An 18,730-nucleotide genomic window follows, 5' to 3' on the forward strand; every position below is an offset into this window, starting at 1 on the left:
TTAATACAAATAAAACGTTAATTATGCCCCAAGCCTTTATTCCTATAAATTTTTAAAGCATTTTTAACAAAAATTTGGATTCGGTATGCGCTTTTGTTTAGGTTTTCTTCTGCTATTCTTATCCTATGTCATCTCCGCCCAAGAAGAGAACAGCCTTTTATGGGAGATCTCCGGCAATAATCTACAGCAAACGTCCTATTTGTACGGTACCATGCATGTAAGTCAGAAAATAGCCTTCAGATTGGACGACGTTTTTTACGAAGCTTTGGACAAAAGTGAAATTGTGGCCTTGGAATCGGACCCGGATAGTTGGTTGGAAGACTATGGAAAAATGCGTAGTGGCGGAGTTGGATATGGAACCGGCTTTATTACCAAGGGCTTTTATTTATATCCCTTTGCCATCAAAAACCCGACCAAGGAAACCGTGTCCTCTTACCTCTCCCTGGACGATCGGTTAGTGAACAATATTCTCTACCGCACCAATGAAACTTCCCAAAACTTTGAAGAGGAAACCTATTTGGACATGTTTATTTATCAGGCGGGCAGAAAGTTTTCCAAACCCATAGTGGCCTTGGAAGATCTGGAAGAATCCAGCGCTTTGGTTGGTAGGGCCAATATGAATGCCATGAAACCCAAACCTGACGAATGGCTTCAGAAAAAAATGCAGACCCAGGAGGTGATGTCACTTTTGCAGGACGCCTATAGGGAACGCAACATAAATCTTATAGATTCGCTTGACCAGGCCATGTATACGGAGTATTACTTGCAAAACATGCTCTATGCCCGTAATAAAAATATGGTACTGAGATTAGATTCCTTAATGCAAACAGCAAAAGTGTTTACAGGTATTGGGGCCGCACACCTCCCTGGAAAAAATGGGGTAATACAACTGCTTAGGAACAAAGGGTACCAGGTGAAACCACTTACTTCCAGATTTTCCAACAAAGGACGGGCCCTAAAAGATTCCCTGGAAACCAAAATCCTGGACAATGAATATTACCTAAGAACTCCGGATGACGACCTTTTTAGTATTCTCCTACCCAATAAACTCTATCCCATAGCAGAATATACCAATACTACCTACGTATCTCCCGATTTGGCTAACGGTAGTTATCTTATGGTGAACCGCATCCCCACTTTCTCCTATTTAAAAAAAGACTACACCTACAGCTTGGAAGATGTGGATAAACTGTTGTTCGAGAACATACCGGGCAAAATCCTTGAAAAAAGGAAAATAGAAAACGGGATATATCCCGGATTGGATATTAAAAATCAGTTGAAAAATGGTGACTTTCAACGTTATCACATTTACATAACCCCATTGGAAATACTCATTTTCAAAATGAGCGGACACGGTGATTATGTAGTAAAACATTCCGATACCATTTTTAACAGTATACAATTCAAGTCGTTAGAAAAAAAACGAACGGTACTTTTTTCCCAATTCGATGATTTTGAAGTCGAAATGCCTCCTATATACAATTTTACCAATCGGAAGCGAAAAGGTAATAGATTTATTGAAGGTGTAGATCCCGAAACCTCCTCCTACTACTTTCTTAAAAAAGCTACTTTAAATGATTTTAATTTCATTGAAGAGGACACCTTTGAACTGAAACAAATACAAGCCCGATTTTTTGAAGACCTTAAGTTGAAACCTGAATATGGGCCTTATGACAATCAGAGTTTGACTTCTTCCGCCAACTTTAGCCCCAACGGAGCACAAAAGTTATATTTAAAGACTGTTATTAGGAACAACCACTATTATCTCTTGGGCAGTGTTTGCAAGGATAGCACGGATGCCAAACATTTTTTCGATTCTTTTAAGGTAAGGCAACAGAAATATACCGAAGTGTTTAAAAAAATTCGGGATACTGCTTTGTTTTTTTCAACAGTCAGCCCTGTTGATCCTCCCAAATTTGTTGAAAACAGTAATAACTATTACGAACGCCACAAAAAACCAAAACCTTACAGCGCATACACCAAGAAATCTGTTTATCAAAATAAAAATAACGAGGCTGTGCTTGTTACTGTTAATAAGGCCCATGATTTTCTAATGTTCCCCAATATTGATTCAGTATGGAGGTTAAGGAGAAAATTGTATGCTCAAAATACGTTTAAGATTATCCGGGAGCAACGGCCAAAGTACAACAACAAATATCACGAGATGAACATAACCCTAGCAGATACTGGTAGCACTAGGGGAATAATGATCAAAAACATTGTTAAAGGCGGTTTACTTTACGAAGTAAAGGCCCTTATAGATACTGTTCTGCCCCCAAGTAAGTTTGTCCATGAATTCTTCAAAAACTTCTCTCCCCATGATACCCTTATAGGTTCCTCAATCCTAAGCGATAAAACAGCCGGCTTTTTCAAGGCTATAAGACAGAACGATAGTATTGTCCTTGATGGCTATCCATTTGTGCAGTTTTACAAAAAACACGAGGATTCCCTTAAGTATTACATTTCCGAATTCAACTTTAAGGACAATCAAAAATATTTGCAGGCACATTTAATCCAAAAATTGGCCCAAATGCAGGATGTGGACGCCACAAAGTTCTTTGAGGCCTACTATGCCAAATCCTACAACAACTCCAAGGCTCAAACAAAAATACTACAGGCCATTAGCAAAAGACAAAATGAAAGCTCTTTAGAACTTCTTTTACGCCTTATGTCAACCGATTTGCCTTTGGTATCCAGCAAACAGGAGATTCAAAATATATTTCAGCCCTATTTGGATAGTCTGCCCCTTGCGCGCAAATTATTTCCGGAAATCCTGGACTACAGTGCCATAGAGGAATACAAATCGCCCATTTTCTCAATGCTTGCCAAGCTCAAGGCACGTGGCTTGATAAAACCGAAAAGCTATAAGAAATACAAGAATCAGATTTTAAATGATGCCAAGATCCAGTTAAAGAGGCAGCTGGGCCTCTCCATGGATCAATTGACAGAGGAGTCACCAAATACATCTGGCAACAATTACGACATTTTGGAGAATTATGCCATTCTACTTTATCCGTTTATTAAAGAAATAGAGGTTGCCGCATTCTTCAGACGTCTATCGAAGGTGGAAGACCCCGAAATACAAACGTCATATATTGCCCTAATGATTAAAAATGAAGAAAACCCTCTGAATGGTGAAAACAAAATACCGAAAAGCCTAATAATATCACTTGCTGAAAACCCTGAAACACGCTTAACACTATTCGAGAAATTACAGCGTATTGGCAAATTGAATTATTTTCCTGCCACCTACAGAAATCAACAGGCTATAGCCGAATCCATACTCTACAATACTTTGGAATTAAATCCCGAACAATACAACATTGAATACATCAAAGATCAAAAATTGTATTATCCCAACAACAATTACCACGGCTATTTTTTTAAAGTAAAAGATAAGGATAAGTACAGTAATAATTTAAAGATGTACTTATTAGCTTTCAAAAAAAGAAACCAAATTGAATCCAAGCCCTATTATATAAATAAAGGTTTTAACATTGCAGACATTAATACCGAGGAAGAAGTATTGGAGTTAACTACCGAGGAGTATAATTTAAAGGATAGGCCACGTGCGATAGTGAACAACCCTTCGGCCTACCCTGGCTTTTTGCATTAATACTATACTTTTTGGCATTAATACAAGGATATATGCCTCTAACCCAAACTAGAGTGATTGGGATAAATAAAAGAATCTTTAATAATAAGTAGCCATTTTTGAATGGTTGCCCCAAATAATTATTTATATGTATATATTAAACAAGTTTAATCTGTCCGTTACCAGGTTTTTATGCCTCTAAAGTTGGACTCGCCCTCCTGATACCGAAATGCACATACCAATAAGTATTAAAAAATTATAATTCATTTATATATAACAATATATAAACTTTTAAATAAACTATAAATTCATATTAATTCGATGAAACATATACTCTGCTTTCTAATATTAATTGGTTACAATCTCCCTGGAGCTGCCCAAAAACTAATTTGCTCAACACAGGACAGGGAAGCCTTTAACACCAAAATAATGGCAATTTCCAATATTAATGCTCAAGATATTGGCCCTACAATGGTTGCGGTGGGCAAAACCTTTATTGGAATTCCCTATGTGGCCAAAACTTTGGAGATAGGAGAAACCGAATCCCTGGTCATAAACTTTCAGGGGTTGGACTGTACTACTTTTGTTGAGAATGTTTTGGCTTTTAGCCTCATGCTTCAAAACAAACAAAAGGAATTTAACCGCTTTATCGACCACCTCGAAACCATTCGGTATAAAGACGGAAAACTCAATGGTTACGCCTCACGGCTGCATTATTTTTCAGAATGGATCGCCAACAATGAGCAAAAAGGCCTATTGCAGGATATAACCTCCCAAATTGGAGGTGTGGAAAGCAGTAAGCCCATTAATTTTATGAGTACACATCGGGAACTGTACCCTTTTCTCAAGGATGCGGATAACTACAGGAAAATACAGGCTTCAGAGGAATTTCTTAAATCGCAGTCCATCTGCATACTACCACAGGAGCAGGTAAAGACACAGGAGCACCTAATCCAATCCGGGGACATTATTGCCCTGACCACCTCAATAAAAGGACTGGACATTACCCACACTGGAATAGCGACCAGGGAAGCAGATGGAAGAATACATTTATTGCATGCTTCCACGGGATCCATGGAGGTAGAGGTCTCCAAATTACCATTGGCCGATTACCTAAAGGGCATAAAAGGAAATACGGGAATTATGGTAGCACGCCCCTTATAGCCCCATGAATCATTGTTCTTAAATTGGACTTTCTCAAATGATATGCCCTAATCCCAATTTAGGATAAAATAAACGTAATTGCAGAAGGCTTATAAAAGTTGTTCCATAGGCCCACAGGCGAATTTCGAATTATGTGACAGTACTCCCAAAGGCCGGCGCAACACAATTTTATAGGCTTCTCTATTTTGCACCCTCTTGAAGGGCTGTCTTTAAAATCTTTCCCACTTTTCGGTAACCTTTTGCGTTGGGGTGCAGGCCATCCGAAAAAAGACTGGCATCAATTTTCTGGTCCTTGCCCAATAACACTCCCCCGATATCTGCATAATCCACATTTTTAGAGGTCGCCAATGCAGCTATTCCAGTGTTTAAATTACGCATACGCTCCTCCTTGCCTACCCTTGGAAACAACCCCAGCACTAACAGTCTTGCTTTTGGCTGTCTTTCTTTTATGGCATTGATCACCATTTCCAATCCACCGAGAATCTCCTTATCCGTATTGAGGTGTTCATTGTTGGTGCCGATCATAAGCACAATTTGCTCAGCTTCAAAGCCATCCAATTCATCGTGATAGATGCGCCATAATACATTTTCTACCCTATCCCAACCAAAACCAAAATTCCGTACCTCCAATTCGGCCAAATTGGATTTCCACGAATCTGCCCCGCTGCTTAAAATTGCTTTTGGAGAACCGCCCCAATAATGGGTGATACTGTTTCCGAAAAAACATATTTTGGGAGCACTTTCCCGATTCATTTTCAATAACTCCTGATGACGGCCCTCCCAAGGGTACATTTCGGGCTCCCTGGCCTGGGTTACCGGAATTGTCGTGGAAATGATTCCAATCGGCTCCTTCAATATCTCGCGTAAGGCCTTTTCATAGGCAAGGGCATACTCCATCATTCCCAAATCCGTTGGGTGGGTACCATCCACAAAACTCTCCATAGACAGATTCAATTCTTCCCGGGTCAACAAATGTATATCCCTTAGCCCGTCTGACTTTAATTGAGCAAATGCCTCCTTGGCAATTCTATTCAAATCGGTATAGGTCTGAAAACGATCAGCATCTACGGCCCCATCGGAATATCCGTCGTGCTCCACCACTAAAATTGGGGTTGTGGGACGTTTTTTCTTTATTTGTTGCACTGCCGAAATAATTAGCTGCCGTACCTCATCCAGTGAACGGTCCTTGGTTGCACTCAAATTGGGCAAACAATCCAGCACAAAGATTTTAGCATCAATTTCCGTAATATAATTGAGCACCTCTTCTTCAAGTCGCCCATTTCCTGAAAAGGCCAAATTTATCAGGGGTCTATCCAATTTTCTCCCCAGTATAGAGGACCAAGCCATTCCTGGGCGGGAGGCACAGCCACCTTGTGCAATGGAAGTGCCATAAACCACAACAGGTTTCTCTCCTCTTAAGGGCAAAGCTTCCAAAACAGCATCCACTGGCACTCCTATTTCCAACCATTCTACCTCATTATACAATGGCAGGTACAATTGGTACTCCCTTCCCTTGGTATGATATTTCTCATTTGGGTCTATGTTGGAGTAACGATATTGTATGGTATCGGCAAAGGAATATTTTCCTCTATACCATCTCCAATCCCCATCAGCGGTCTTGGCATATAGATCCACCCCGCTAACCCCGGTTGCCGGCATGTGGGGCATGGCATGGTTCCCTTTTACCTTGTATCGCACCGTTATAGATTCGGCATCACTTATAAATCTAATGGAGAGACCGGCTGAATGTTTGGACAAGTTCCAGACCGCTTCGCGGACAACTCCCTCGGCCTGTTTTGGCAATCTGTGATATCTTGTAGCCACCTGATCAGGCCATGCCTGGCCTTCAACCACCAACGAATTGGATTCTGCAGGATTATACCAAGAAATAGCTGTATCCTCTTGGGCAATTGAAAATTGAAATAGCAAAATTATTGCCCATAAAACTAAAAGCGACTTTTTTTCCATATATACTTATTCTTTTATTTTTCTTTTAATTGGCACCCAGACCTCTTCTTCCGAATTTGAGTTGTTGTTGCTGTATTTATCGCCCATAATCTCGAAATGTTCCCTATGATCCAATTGATAGTCGGATTTTGGCAACCATTCCCCAAAAATATACTGAGCCGTTCGGGGAAAATCACTGGGCAAACCCTTATGAATAAAAACGGCGTACAATCCTCCCAACAAGGTATAGGACTCCAAACCTTGTGGCAAAAACTCAAAATCTTCCACCTCAACAACCGCCCATTTTTCAAATGGAATACTGTCATTAAATTCCGGAAAACTCAGCTGCCTATCATATATTTGCATACTGATTAAATGGGCGCCGATTAAATTCCCAATTTCCTTTCTTCTCTTCATAAATCCCTGCCACAGTTCCCTGGTCCTATCCCGAGCCATAGACATTACCAATCGTTGTCCGATCAATTTTTTTTCAGATACTACTTCTATTCGAGGTTCCATTTAAAATACTACACTGATATAAAAATATATCTATTGATTTCTTCATATTAAGTCCTTCCAAACTAAATTGCCAGCGCTTTTTAAAGAGAATTCAATAGCTAAATATAAGCACTTGATTACAAAGATTTGGACTTTCAAAAAACCTTTCTGTCATCGAGCTGGCAATCATCGCATTTTTCCTACTTCAAATAATATTTGAACCAGACAAGTACACCTTTGAAACAATGGAAAAATGAAATTAAACCTCTATAAAAATTCATTGTAACGCTTCAATTACATACCCATTGGTTGGTCTAATATCACAATATGCCGCTTTTAGCACCATGACTGGCATTTGGTCGGGGAATTATGCACAAAATCTACCCATTGTACCATTTTTCTAAATGGATTAAACACAAAAACCAACCTTCCGGTTGGTTTATATAGGTATTCCCACAATAAGGCATTAGCCAAAGGGTAAATTAAGTGCCTTTTAATTTACAGATAGCAAAGTAACTTCAAAAATAAGTACAGAGCCCCCAGGGATTCCATTATAATCCCTGCTACCGTATCCCAAGTGGGCAGGTACCAAGAGTATACCACTTCCCCCTTCCTTAAAATAGGCAATCCCCTCTGTCCAACCGGCAATAACTTGGTTTAAACCAATAGTAATACCCTCTGCATCACTTTGATCGAAAACCGATCCATTAAGAAAATATCCCTTATAGGCCACCGTTACATTGGAACTGGCCGTGGCCTGTGTTCCCGTACCTTCTTCTTCTATTACATAATAAAGCCCCGAGTTACTTCTTTCGGCGGTTAAATTGTTCTCCTCAACATAGGCCTGGATTTCCGCCTCGTTCTTGGCAACATAATCAATATTCTCCTCCGTTTTCTTATCGATATCACAGGAAATAAAAAGTATTAAGGCCAAAGCAAATAGTGTCCTCCTCATAGTTATTCTTTTTTAAGGGCCAAATATAGTAAAATAGCTAAAGCCACCTAGGCCGGTAGTCTTATTTAGGTGTGTAAATTTTAGTTAATTATAAAAAACAAAACACCCTTAAAAACTTTTTTGGAAGCCTTTAAGGGTGTTCAATTTTCCACTCTATTTATTATTATACCGCAAAGCCAGGCCGGTAATTTCTGGTTACAAACTGATTTGCTTCCTCAAGATTGGTAATACGCATATTTTCCCCATCCCAAAGCAATTTCTTACGTGCAAAAAACTCCATCTTCCCCTTCTCATTTTCCCTTTGCAACAAATAGCTACGTATGGCAAGGTTCCCCATTAGGACTGTCTCTGTCATAGGCCCTGCATAATCAAAGGACGAGGTAAGCCCAAGATGCTCCTTACTGCCAAAACCAGCCTTACAGGCTTCTATCCACAAGCGTTGATGTCCGTATTCAGGTTCATCATTTGGCTCCACTTCCGGACCAAAATCCGTTGAACCATCGTTCATATATAATTTAGGCATTAAAGGGGAACTATCGTTAATATTGGTAGAGATAATTCCCTTTTCACCAATGATCAATACCCCGTTCTGACTCCCTTTACCTCCAATATCATCATCCGCTGGAATAATCTCTGGGTGTGCAGGGCGTATACCTCCATCGCTCCAAGTCATTTCTATGGGAGACTGACTTTTTTCCGTAGCCCCAAAGTGCAATGTTATAAATGAAGAAGCCGGACATCCTTCTGGATGATAATCGGCATTCCACATATTGGTATAAACAGCACCCACGCTACATTCTGCATCCGTTGGATATTTAAGCCCCAAAGTCCTAAAGGGAATATCGATCAAATGACACCCTACATCTCCCAGAGCCCCTGTACCGTACTCCCACCATCCTCTCCAGCCAAAAGGATGTAAATTAGGTGTGTAAGGCTTAAATTCCGATGGCCCCAGCCATAGATCCCAATTAAGGTCCTTTGGCTTTGCACTTGGATCCGGCTTGGGAAAAGCTCCTCCCTGTGGCCAAACAGGTCTATTGGTCCATACCTGTACCTTTGATATCTTACCAAGTTCCCCTGAATCCACCCATTTTTGAACCATGCCCAATAATGGGTTGGAACCACCTTGATTCCCCATTTGAGTTACTATTTTTTTACTTCTGGCCATCTCGGTCAGCATTCTTGCCTCCCGTATATTGTGAGTCATTGGCTTTTGCACATACACATGTACCCCTCGCTCCATGGCATAGGATGCTGCAGGTCCGTGTACGTGATCCGGGGTGGAAATGGTAACGGCATCGATGCCTTTTTCCTTGTCCAACATCTCCCTAAAATCTGCATACAGTTTTGCTTTCGGGAAGAGTTCAACAGATTTCTTTGCCGATCCTGAGAAATCCACGTCACATAAGGCAACCACTTTTTCCCTGCCTCCTACGGAAGCATTGCGAATATCACTGGCACCCTTTCCGCCCGCACCAATGGCCGCAATGTTCAATCGGTCACTGGGAGCAGTATACCCAACGCCTCCAAGTACATGCCTAGGTACAAAAAATATAGAGGATGCCATAGCGCCCTTTTTGATAAAGGATCTACGCGAGTCCACAGATTTTTTAGATTTTTTTTTCTTCATAATTAATGATTATTAGATTTTTATATTGACCATATTATCCACATAAGTCCTCCCAAAGCCGGAGATACCGCAACAACATTGCCATACACCTAAGCATATCAAACATAGGGATATAGCAATATAGAACATATCCGCAAACATAATCTCTAAGATTTTCTCAAATACTACTACAATTTTAACCCTAATTGCAAACCCTGACCTCTTGAAAATGAAAAGTTTATAAAATGTGTGATAAAATCCCTCAAAGTTGATTTCCGCCTACACTGGGAAATTTGCCCGTCCAATTCCACCATCCCGTCCCAATTTTAATGGATAATAAAATTCCAGAATTCCATACCAAATGCAAGGAATCCGTTGCAAGGGGGAGGATACTTCCCTTGCCAAGCAATAAAATATCATACATCTGTAAAAAAATCTTCCTAAGGACGCCAATACAACAACGCAGCCGTATCTTTTAAACTTATTCCTGTAATTATCACCAACCTCCACCGTCTATTCATGTATGCCGGCAGATTGAAATTAGCATTCCTTACGAACATTTTATGTAACCCTTATTTTGGGCCAATTCAATTATTCCAATACCATTAAGAGATTATTTATGATTTTTGTACTTCTTTTTGTAGTGGCTTGTTTTCTCGCATATAGCAATGGGGCCAATGATAACTTTAAAGGTGTGGCCACCCTCTTTGGCAGCGGGACCACAAATTACAACCGGGCCATAAATTGGGCTACGTTGACTACATTTCTTGGTTCAGTAACCGCTATTTTTTTAGCCAGTTCACTGGTCAAAAACTTCTCGGGCAAGGGCTTGGTCCCGGATGTATTGATACAGGCCCCTGAATTTGCCACATCCATAGCCCTAGGAGCAGGGATAACAGTATTCCTGGCCACAAAAATAGGGATGCCTATTTCAACTACCCATAGTTTGGTAGGTGGTCTTTTCGGAAGTGGTATTGTAGCTGTGGGAAGTGCATTTAATTTTAATCTGCTCGGCAATACATTCATAATGCCCCTAATTCTGAGTCCACTGATGGCTGCCGGGGCCAGTATAATCATCTATCTCCTTTTTAGACGATTACGTAATTTGTTTGGGGTCTCCAAACAAATGTGTATTTGCATTGGCCAAGAATATGTACCTGTTTTTGACAATTTGAACAAGACGAATCCTGCGGTTGATGCCATTGGCCCTTACAAATCAATTAAGATAGATGAGGAACAAAAATGCATTGAAAGGTACCAGGGAGCCTTTTTGGGTTTAAACGCCCAAAAACTACTGGATGTTGCCCATTTTTTAAGTGCAGGGGTGGTTAGTTTTGCCAGAGGTTTAAACGACACCCCTAAATTGGTAGGCCTGCTCATTGTAATAAACAACCTATCCATAGAATGGGGCATGATTGCCCTTGCCGTTGCAATGGCTATTGGAGGATTATTAAACGCAAAAAAAGTAGGCGAAACTGTAAGTAAAAAGATAACCCCAATGAATCATGGGCAAGGGTTTACGGCCAACCTCATCACTGGTCTTTTGGTAACCACAGCAAGTATACATGGACTGCCCGTTTCTACAACCCATGTCTCCGTAGGCTCAATTTTTGGAATTGGGACCGTAACCAAAAAATCGGATTTAAAAGTAGTACGCAATATTGTTCTTTCTTGGATACTAACATTACCTATAGCAGCCCTTATAAGCGCAATGGTCTATTATTTGTTGTCCAATATAGTTCGTTAGCCCTTCTTAATCAATGCCTCGGTTTTAAGAACGTAAATACGGCTTTCCTTTTCCTTAAAGCCCAAACTTTTATAGAGATTAATGGCTTCGATTCTCTTGTCTGCGCTAAAAAGAAGGATTTCGGTAAGACCATTTTGCTTTCCCAACTCCACCAATTTCTCCATCAGCTTCCTGCCAATTCCCTGGCCCCTGTGCTCCACATCTACGACCACATCCTCTACCCAGCCCTTAATGCCAGATATTACTGTATAAGTACACATTAAGGCCATTCCCAATACCTTATTGTCATCAATGCAATACACCAAACTTATAGGGTTCTCAGGATCCAGTACCTGCTTCAGGTCTACCTGTTTTATATCGGCATTCAATTGGCGGAACAATCCGGCCAGTTGCTCCTCCATTTCCGAATTTATATCGGATTCTTGTAATAATGCTATTTTCATGGGCTCTCTTTAGACTTAAGCTCTAAAATTTGAAAATTTTTATAGTTGCAAATTTAGTCAATCTTCTTTTAGTGTCAATAGCCATTTTTCTTTTGGTAAACCTTAACATAGTCCACCATAAAAACATCTGGAAAAATTGTTTTTAATATCTCCTCCTTTTTGCCAGGATATTCCATACTTAAAATTATATATTCCTCTATATTGGAGATACCCTCCTTTACCTCATAATACTTATACCCATCCACATAAAAAATATACTTGTCCGGGAACCATTCCATGCCAAAGGTATGAAACCCCAAGCTTACCCCCCGGCGATAGCTCTGCATACCTTTGGTAGATTGCTGGTTGGGTCCGTAGGACCAATGTACATTATGCGACACGATATCGGTTCCCAATTTTTTAAAAAACTCCATTATATCTATTTCAGCTCCAAATTTGGACGGGTCTTCCCCCTTGCTTATCTGGGGAGACTGTAACCAAAAAGCCGCCCAAACCCCCTCTGACTTCTGTAACTTGGCCCTGCATTCATAATAGCCATATTTGGACATAAACTTCCCCTGGGTACCCACTGCGGAGCCCAACAAGGTGTCCCCCTTTTTAAGGGCATACAACTTCAGATATCCCTTTTCCACTTTTACCGCTTCTTCGGAAACATAGGCAATAGCCCTAGGGCCAATACCTCTTACGGCCCATTTGGTGGTATCCAAAGCTTTTCCCTTAAACTGATCTTCCCATACCAATTTATAACCCATTTTTTCAGGATTAAAGCGTTTTTTGGACATAGGCCCCTGTGCTGGCCGTTGCGCAAAGGCAAATCCACTAATAAACACAAATAAAAAGACAGTGGTCAATTTCATTCTAAAGGATTTGTAACCATCAATGGCTGTATACAAAAAAATTTCAGGATATATATCTTTTCAGACCCAAATTGATTTTATGAATTATTACCAATGTAAAAATACAACACATAACCAACAGTTTGAGCCAACAGCAAGATAACACACCTGAGACAACATTATCTGGCAGATTCTATCAAAAACTGTTGTAATTTTAACCATTGGGCGAATTTTTTGGGTGTGTCCCTAATGGGCCGGGCTATCCGCTACAAGTCCTCGGTTTTCAACCTGCGGGCTTTTCACTCCTATCCCTCACACTCAGAACGGTAACACAAGGCAAATCCGACCCATTGGTTGGTTCTTATTAACTCCGGACAGCCAAAACGGCCCTATTACTTCGATATAAAACGCAATATAGTCCATGAAATACCAATACCTTTCCCCTTAGGCGCCAAAAAACAGACCAAACCGACCATACAGTCTATTTGGAAAGTCATGAACGACCCAGATAATTGGGATTTCATTGCTTTTATCATCTAATTCGAGCCGGAAATAAAAGGCAGTTTCCACTTCTTAGGAATTCTATTGGAAAAATATTCTTAAACCCTACCCCTGTACAAAATCCTCATTAAAAAGGCTTCAGCCGATTAGCTTTTAGGACACTTGCAAAAATTATTGAAATCTTTTGACTCCAAACTGAACGGGCAGGCCAGTACTCCATTACCAGGTAGGCGCTAGCGCATTCAAATTCCACATAGGGAGTAAGAACTACATAAAAAAAAGTCCTGCGAGGTTGTTACCGACACACTAAAATGAATTTTAGGTTGGTTGATCCGGTGACAATAGAACCTTGCAGGACTACAGTAAAGGTTGGTGGTTATTAAAATTACAAAGTATTGGTATCAACTTTGTTCTGTAAATACCCGAGAGTTAATCCCTCTTCAGGCAATATTCGATACCGCCGACCAAATGTTGACGGAAATTAAGATCATCAAAAGCTTCCTCGGTATGTCCCAAACCAGTATAGAAAGCACGCCCTCCATCATACTCATGGTACCAAGCAATAGGGTGGTTATCACCATTCTTACCTCCCTCATAAGAGCTTTCATCCAGTTTCATGAGCACATGGACTGCCGGATTTATATTTTTATAATTGTACCATTCATCAAAATGGGTCCAGATATCGGCCAAATGTTTGGTAGCAGGATGGTTGTGGTCTACCACGTTTATCCTGGCTGTTTGTTGTTTCGGATGACTTAAAAAATAGGCCCCAACCAATTTGTTATACCAAGGCCATTCATATTCCGTATCGGCCGCAGCATGGACTCCCATAAAACTTCCGCCATCCTGTATATATTTCTCAAAGGCCGATTGTTCCTCCTCTCCCAATACATCCATAGTAGTACTTAAAAAAACCACCAATTTAAACTTCTTTAGATTTTCAATATTAAATTGAAGCGAATCCTCGGTATGGGATACTGCAAAATTATTGGCTACGCCCAATTTTACAAATGTGGCCACCCCCTTTTCTATGGATTTATGGCGAAAACCATTGGTTTTGGAAAATATCAAAACCCTATCTTTCGCCAATGTGTTGGCCGAAATTATTCTTTCCGGAATCTGTACAGGAGTATTATGAAGGTTTGGATTTAAGGTCACCTCTTCCTGTATCTTGGTGCTACCACATCCAATCATAACTACTAGCGCAATTAAAGCAATAGCAAATCTATATAAGCGCATAAAAATTCTCGATTATCTATTTGAAGTTCTAAATATCTAAAATTTAACGCAACAAAACACAAAATTTATCATTATTTCCAAAATTTACTGGAGTTCTCACAATAATAGCGCTACTTGTTAGGAATAAAAACCACTATCCATTTTGCAGAAAATGGAACATTGCCAACCCCAAAACCAAAAAAATAGGGATAAATACAACCCTAATAACAAAACCAACCTATCCGTTGGCGAGGGACATGAGGTATTTTTTTGGAGTGGTACTATATTTCTTCTTAAAGGCAGCTATAAAGTGACTGGAAGTACTATACCCCACCTTAAGCCCTACCTCATTGACGTTGTGCTTACCGGATTCCAACATTTTACGGGCATATTCCATTTTGTAGTCGAATAAAAAACTATATACAGAGTCACCATAGATTTGCTTAAAGCCTTCTTTCAATTTTTTTAGACTAAGTCCTATTTCTTCGGAGAGATCCTGTAAACTAGGTGGTTCGGCCATTCTAGAAATAATTATTTCCTTGGCATTCCTAATTCGCTTTACGTTGTCCTCATCCACTAAAAAGGGACATTGTTCTACATCGGCATCCTGACTTTTATTAAAATAAAGTGAAATTAACTCGTACACTTTTCCTTTTATATACAACTCTTTAATGGACCGATGAAGGTTATAATTCATTACCTGGCTCAGAACAACCGCTATGGCTGGGGACACAGCTTCCTGTGAATAATATTTTTTGTCCTTGTTATCGGCGCTTAAAAAAGGAATATAATCGGCCTCCTTGGAAAACAAGGAATGGAATTTTCGGATAGTCATAATGATGGAGACCATCCACGAGTTGGCATTTAAAACCAGATTAAGAGGCAGGTCTACCTGAGTATTATACAAAAGGAGTGAACTATCTTCATTGACCTCCAAGGCATACCTGCCTTCATTAAATACAAACTTGGCACCCCCCTTTAAACAGAAATGGAACTGAATAAAGGAACTATCAATTTCACGGGTAACCGTCTGGTTATGAATACCATCATTTTGAATTTTCAACACATAGAAGCCATCTTCAATAAACACTTCCTCGAAAGACCCTTGAGCGATATTTTCTAGCTCCATCTCAACCTTATATTAAATTTATCTATTTAGAAACATTCTAAATTATCATTGGCTAGAATTCCCTAAACACTGCTAAAATATACTATTTCAAGGGTTTTGGCACCTAAAACAACGTTAAAAAACCACAAACGATATTAATTGTTCCTCCAGCGTTACTTTTATAAGTTTGATGCACTTATTTTTGTGGCGCTCTCAAGAGTACCTATGAAAGATTACCATATTTCCAAACATAATTCATTATACTCCATTGGTCTTAACTACAAAAAGGCGGATGCCGAAGTACGTGGTAAATTTAGTTTGGATGAGAATGCCATAAATCGCATACTGGAGCAAGCCAAAATAATTGGCCTGGATGGTCTCTTGGTAACCTCTACCTGTAACCGTACCGAATTACATGGGTTTGCACAACATCCTTATCAATTGATAAAATTATTGTGCGACAATACGCATGGCACCGTGGAGGAATTCCAAGAAGTAGCCTATGTGTACAAAAATAACGACGCCATAAACCATCTTTTCAGGATGGGCACAGGCTTGGACAGCCAAATTTTAGGAGATTTTGAAATTATTAGTCAATTAAGACAAAGTTTCAATCGTTCAAAAAAGCAGCATATTGCCAACCCATTTTTGGAACGCTTGTGCAATTCCGTAATCCAAGCCAGTAAAAGAATAAAGAACGAAACCAATATTTCTTCGGGTGCCACCTCGGTTGCCTTTGCCTCGGTACAATACATTATAAATACCATCCCCAACATATCGGAAAAGAACATTCTGTTGTTCGGAACCGGGAAAATAGGCAGAAATACTTGTGAAAATTTGATTAAGCATACCAAAAATTCACATATCACCCTTATTAACCGCACCAAAGACAAGGCAGAGCGTATAGCCGGGAAATTTAATTTGATAGTAAAAAACTACGGGGACCTGCAGACCGAGATCCGAAACACCGATGTGCTAATAGTAGCCACGGGGGCACAATCGCCCACCATTTCAAAAGAATTGATCTACACCAAGAAGCCTCTATTGATCTTGGACCTATCCATTCCAAAAAATGTATCGGACAATGTAACGGAATTGGAGAATGTAACTGTAATACATTTAGATCATCTTTCGCAAATGACAGATGATACCTTGGAGAAAAGAAAAGAATCGATACCTCAGGCCGAGGCAATTATTGAAGAAGTAAAGGACGAATTTATAAAATGGTTGGAAACTCGAAAGTTTGCGCCAGTCATCAAGGCTTTAAAGAAAAAATTAAAGACCATGAAGGATGAGGAATTGGATTTCCAAAGCAAAAAGATTTCCGATTTCAATTCAGTACAAGCCGATATTATCTCGGAACGCATCATACAGAAAATCACCAAGCAATTTGCCAATCACCTCAAGGACACCGAAATAGATTCAGACACCAGTTTAGAGCTTATTCAACGCGTTTTTCAACTTGAATTGGAGTCTAAATGAGTAAAACAATACGCATTGGCACCCGTGATAGCCAGTTAGCACTCTGGCAGGCCCATACCGTACAGGACCAATTGGAAGCCCTAGGCTTTAAAACGGAAATCATTTCCGTAAAATCTACCGGGGATCTCCTTTTGAACAAGCCATTGTACGAACTTGGGATTACGGGAATATTTACCAAAACCTTGGATATCGCAATGATCAATGGTTCCGTGGACATTGCCGTGCACTCCATGAAAGATGTTCCTACCCGACTTCCCAAGGGAATTGTACAGAGCGCGGTACTCCCAAGAGCAAATACCCAAGATATCTTGGTCTACAAAGACTTGGATTTTTTGGAATCCAACGGCACTATAGCTACTGGAAGCTTACGAAGACAGGCGCAATGGCTACATAAATACCCCTCACACAAGGTTGTAGATATACGGGGAAACGTAAATACCCGACTTCAAAAACTTCAGGACAATCCGTGGAACGGGGCTATTTTCGCAAAGGCTGGTTTGGAGCGCATAGAAGTACTGCCCCACAACCATATAGATTTGGATTGGATGGTTCCTGCACCGGCCCAGGGGGCCATGGTAGTTGTTAGTATGGAAAATGACACCTTCTCAACAACAGCAGTACGCAAGCTGAACGACTCGGCAACGGATATATGTACCCATGTGGAAAGGCAGTTTCTACAAGTTTTGGAAGGGGGCTGTACGGCACCCATAGGAGCTTTGGCCAGTATAGAAGAGGATAGCCTCCATTTTGAAGGAGTACTACTTTCCTTGGATGGCAAACAAAAATTAAGGGTAAAGAAATCTATTTCCGCCCATGACCATTCCCACTTTGGCAAATTGTGTGCCCAAGAAATTTTGGACAATGGCGGCAAGGAATTGATGGTAGGAATAAAAAAGGAATTGTCATAACCCCCCGGTTTGGAAATTACAAATCACAGTAACATGAGCATGACCGTTCTTTCTACAAAAATCCTGACAGCCTCCCAAAAGGCAATGCTGACCAATGCCAATATTCAAGTAGTAGAGTACAATGCTATCCATATTGAATACCTAAGTCCGGAGATAGATCCAAATTTTAAAAATATCATATTTACCAGCCAAAATACCGTAAAGGCCTTTCTAAAGACCATAAATCCCCAGTATCTCAAAAACAATTCCTATTCCGCCTTTTGCGTGGGTGAAAAAACAAGGTCGATTTTAGAGAAAAACGGTATAAATGTGATGGAAATGACTGATTATGGAGCAGAATTGGCCAAAATTTTGGCCGATAAGCACTCAAATAAAACTTTTCTGTTTTTGTGTGGCGATAAGCGTCGCAATGAAATTCCCTCCTATCTCACAAAACACAAAGTAGCATTTAAGGAACAGACCCTGTATCAAAATACCCCAAATCAACTTACCTTTGACCCCGATTTTGACGGGATTCTATTTTTTAGCCCCAGTGGTATCCAAAGCTTTATGACCAAAAATAATTTTAGGAACTTTGTTGCCTTTTGTATTGGTACCACCACGGCCGCTGAAGCCAAAAAATACGTCAAAAAAATTATCGTTGCCGAAAAACCAACGGTAGAACATGTCCTGGAAAAGGTAATAGGGTACAGTAAGAGAAAAATAAACTAAATATGGCC

14 protein-coding genes are annotated in these 18,730 nt (G+C 40.1%); 6 read left to right on the forward strand and 8 right to left on the reverse strand.

Annotation, left to right across the window (positions count from 1 at the left end; genetic code table 11):
• Positions 1-85 precede the first annotated feature (85 nt).
• Together C7972_RS10525 and C7972_RS10530 are read left to right on the forward strand one after the other, a co-directional pair.
• Entirely contained in the window at positions 86-3,616 is a 3,531-nt protein-coding gene (locus tag C7972_RS10525) for a TraB/GumN family protein (protein ID WP_110356137.1), read from the forward strand.
• A 300-nt stretch (positions 3,617-3,916) separates the two neighbouring features.
• Entirely contained in the window at positions 3,917-4,759 is an 843-nt protein-coding gene (locus tag C7972_RS10530; protein ID WP_110356138.1) for an N-acetylmuramoyl-L-alanine amidase-like domain-containing protein, read from the forward strand.
• A gap of 180 nt (positions 4,760-4,939) precedes the next feature.
• Here C7972_RS10530 and C7972_RS10535 read toward each other — a convergent pair whose 3' ends face one another.
• The 4 genes from C7972_RS10535 to C7972_RS10550 all read right to left on the reverse strand — a co-directional run bounded on the left by C7972_RS10535 (position 4,940) and on the right by C7972_RS10550 (position 9,789).
• Positions 4,940-6,727, reverse strand: coding sequence for an SGNH/GDSL hydrolase family protein (locus C7972_RS10535; protein ID WP_110356139.1), 1,788 nt, complete (start codon positions 6,725-6,727; stop codon positions 4,940-4,942).
• A 6-nt stretch (positions 6,728-6,733) separates the two neighbouring features.
• On the reverse strand, positions 6,734-7,225 hold the full coding sequence (locus C7972_RS10540; RefSeq protein ID WP_110356140.1) for a GyrI-like domain-containing protein: 492 nt from the start codon (positions 7,223-7,225) through the stop codon (positions 6,734-6,736).
• A 472-nt stretch (positions 7,226-7,697) separates the two neighbouring features.
• On the reverse strand, positions 7,698-8,159 hold the full coding sequence (locus C7972_RS10545; RefSeq protein ID WP_110356141.1) for an FKBP-type peptidyl-prolyl cis-trans isomerase: 462 nt from the start codon (positions 8,157-8,159) through the stop codon (positions 7,698-7,700).
• Between the two features lie 163 nt (positions 8,160-8,322).
• A complete protein-coding gene (locus tag C7972_RS10550; RefSeq protein WP_110356142.1) occupies positions 8,323-9,789 on the reverse strand; it encodes a Gfo/Idh/MocA family protein in 1,467 nt (488 codons plus the stop codon).
• A gap of 598 nt (positions 9,790-10,387) precedes the next feature.
• Here C7972_RS10550 and C7972_RS10555 point away from each other — a divergent pair.
• Entirely contained in the window at positions 10,388-11,515 is a 1,128-nt protein-coding gene (locus C7972_RS10555) for an inorganic phosphate transporter (RefSeq protein ID WP_110356303.1), read from the forward strand.
• Here the strand turns inward: C7972_RS10555 and C7972_RS10560 are convergent.
• The 4 genes from C7972_RS10560 to C7972_RS10575 all read right to left on the reverse strand — a co-directional run bounded on the left by C7972_RS10560 (position 11,512) and on the right by C7972_RS10575 (position 15,642).
• Positions 11,512-11,958: a GNAT family N-acetyltransferase gene (locus C7972_RS10560; protein WP_110356143.1), complete on the reverse strand. Its 447-nt coding sequence runs from the start codon at positions 11,956-11,958 to the stop codon at positions 11,512-11,514. The two genes, C7972_RS10555 and C7972_RS10560, sit on opposite strands and share 4 nt — an antisense overlap.
• Positions 11,959-12,032: 74 nt before the next feature.
• Positions 12,033-12,815 (reverse strand): family 16 glycosylhydrolase, encoded by a 783-nt coding sequence (locus C7972_RS10565; protein WP_146216304.1) that lies wholly within the window; start codon positions 12,813-12,815, stop codon positions 12,033-12,035.
• A gap of 909 nt (positions 12,816-13,724) precedes the next feature.
• Entirely contained in the window at positions 13,725-14,534 is an 810-nt protein-coding gene (locus C7972_RS10570) for a ThuA domain-containing protein (RefSeq protein WP_258364824.1), read from the reverse strand.
• 217 nt (positions 14,535-14,751) lie between these two features.
• Positions 14,752-15,642: a helix-turn-helix transcriptional regulator gene (locus tag C7972_RS10575; RefSeq protein ID WP_110356146.1), complete on the reverse strand. Its 891-nt coding sequence runs from the start codon at positions 15,640-15,642 to the stop codon at positions 14,752-14,754.
• A 204-nt stretch (positions 15,643-15,846) separates the two neighbouring features.
• On the opposite strand from C7972_RS10575, the gene hemA reads away from it, so the two are divergent.
• The 3 genes from hemA to C7972_RS10590 are packed head-to-tail and all read left to right on the forward strand — an operon-like array spanning position 15,847 to position 18,722.
• Positions 15,847-17,103: a glutamyl-tRNA reductase gene (hemA, locus tag C7972_RS10580; RefSeq protein WP_110356147.1), complete on the forward strand. Its 1,257-nt coding sequence runs from the start codon at positions 15,847-15,849 to the stop codon at positions 17,101-17,103.
• Positions 17,100-18,011 carry a hydroxymethylbilane synthase gene (hemC, locus tag C7972_RS10585; protein ID WP_110356148.1) on the forward strand — a complete coding sequence of 304 codons (912 nt, stop codon included), beginning with the start codon at positions 17,100-17,102 and terminating at the stop codon, positions 18,009-18,011. The genes hemA and hemC overlap by 4 nt, the downstream gene beginning before the upstream one ends.
• A 33-nt stretch (positions 18,012-18,044) precedes the next feature.
• Complete coding sequence (locus C7972_RS10590; protein ID WP_258364825.1) at positions 18,045-18,722, forward strand: uroporphyrinogen-III synthase; 678 nt, start codon at positions 18,045-18,047, stop codon at positions 18,720-18,722.
• The last annotated feature ends 8 nt before the right edge of the window (positions 18,723-18,730 follow it).

The organism is Arenibacter sp. ARW7G5Y1 (genome assembly GCF_003201775.1).
GTDB lineage: Bacteria > Bacteroidota > Bacteroidia > Flavobacteriales > Flavobacteriaceae > Arenibacter.

Bases quoted from the DNA above. Each gene is read 5' to 3' on its own strand.
- C7972_RS10525 (WP_110356137.1), top strand. From the start codon at position 86: ATGCGCTTTTGTTTAGGTTTTCTTCTGCTATTCTTATCCTATGTCATC.
- C7972_RS10530 (WP_110356138.1), top strand. From the start codon at position 3,917: ATGAAACATATACTCTGCTTTCTAATATTAATTGGTTACAATCTCCCT.
- C7972_RS10535 (WP_110356139.1), bottom strand. From the start codon at position 6,727: ATGGAAAAAAAGTCGCTTTTAGTTTTATGGGCAATAATTTTGCTATTT.
- C7972_RS10540 (WP_110356140.1), bottom strand. From the start codon at position 7,225: ATGGAACCTCGAATAGAAGTAGTATCTGAAAAAAAATTGATCGGACAA.
- C7972_RS10545 (WP_110356141.1), bottom strand. From the start codon at position 8,159: ATGAGGAGGACACTATTTGCTTTGGCCTTAATACTTTTTATTTCCTGT.
- C7972_RS10550 (WP_110356142.1), bottom strand. From the start codon at position 9,789: ATGAAGAAAAAAAAATCTAAAAAATCTGTGGACTCGCGTAGATCCTTT.
- C7972_RS10555 (WP_110356303.1), top strand. From the start codon at position 10,388: ATGATTTTTGTACTTCTTTTTGTAGTGGCTTGTTTTCTCGCATATAGC.
- C7972_RS10560 (WP_110356143.1), bottom strand. From the start codon at position 11,958: ATGAAAATAGCATTATTACAAGAATCCGATATAAATTCGGAAATGGAG.
- C7972_RS10565 (WP_146216304.1), bottom strand. From the start codon at position 12,815: ATGAAATTGACCACTGTCTTTTTATTTGTGTTTATTAGTGGATTTGCC.
- C7972_RS10570 (WP_258364824.1), bottom strand. From the start codon at position 14,534: ATGCGCTTATATAGATTTGCTATTGCTTTAATTGCGCTAGTAGTTATG.
- C7972_RS10575 (WP_110356146.1), bottom strand. From the start codon at position 15,642: ATGGAGCTAGAAAATATCGCTCAAGGGTCTTTCGAGGAAGTGTTTATT.
- hemA (WP_110356147.1), top strand. From the start codon at position 15,847: ATGAAAGATTACCATATTTCCAAACATAATTCATTATACTCCATTGGT.
- hemC (WP_110356148.1), top strand. From the start codon at position 17,100: ATGAGTAAAACAATACGCATTGGCACCCGTGATAGCCAGTTAGCACTC.
- C7972_RS10590 (WP_258364825.1), top strand. From the start codon at position 18,045: ATGAGCATGACCGTTCTTTCTACAAAAATCCTGACAGCCTCCCAAAAG.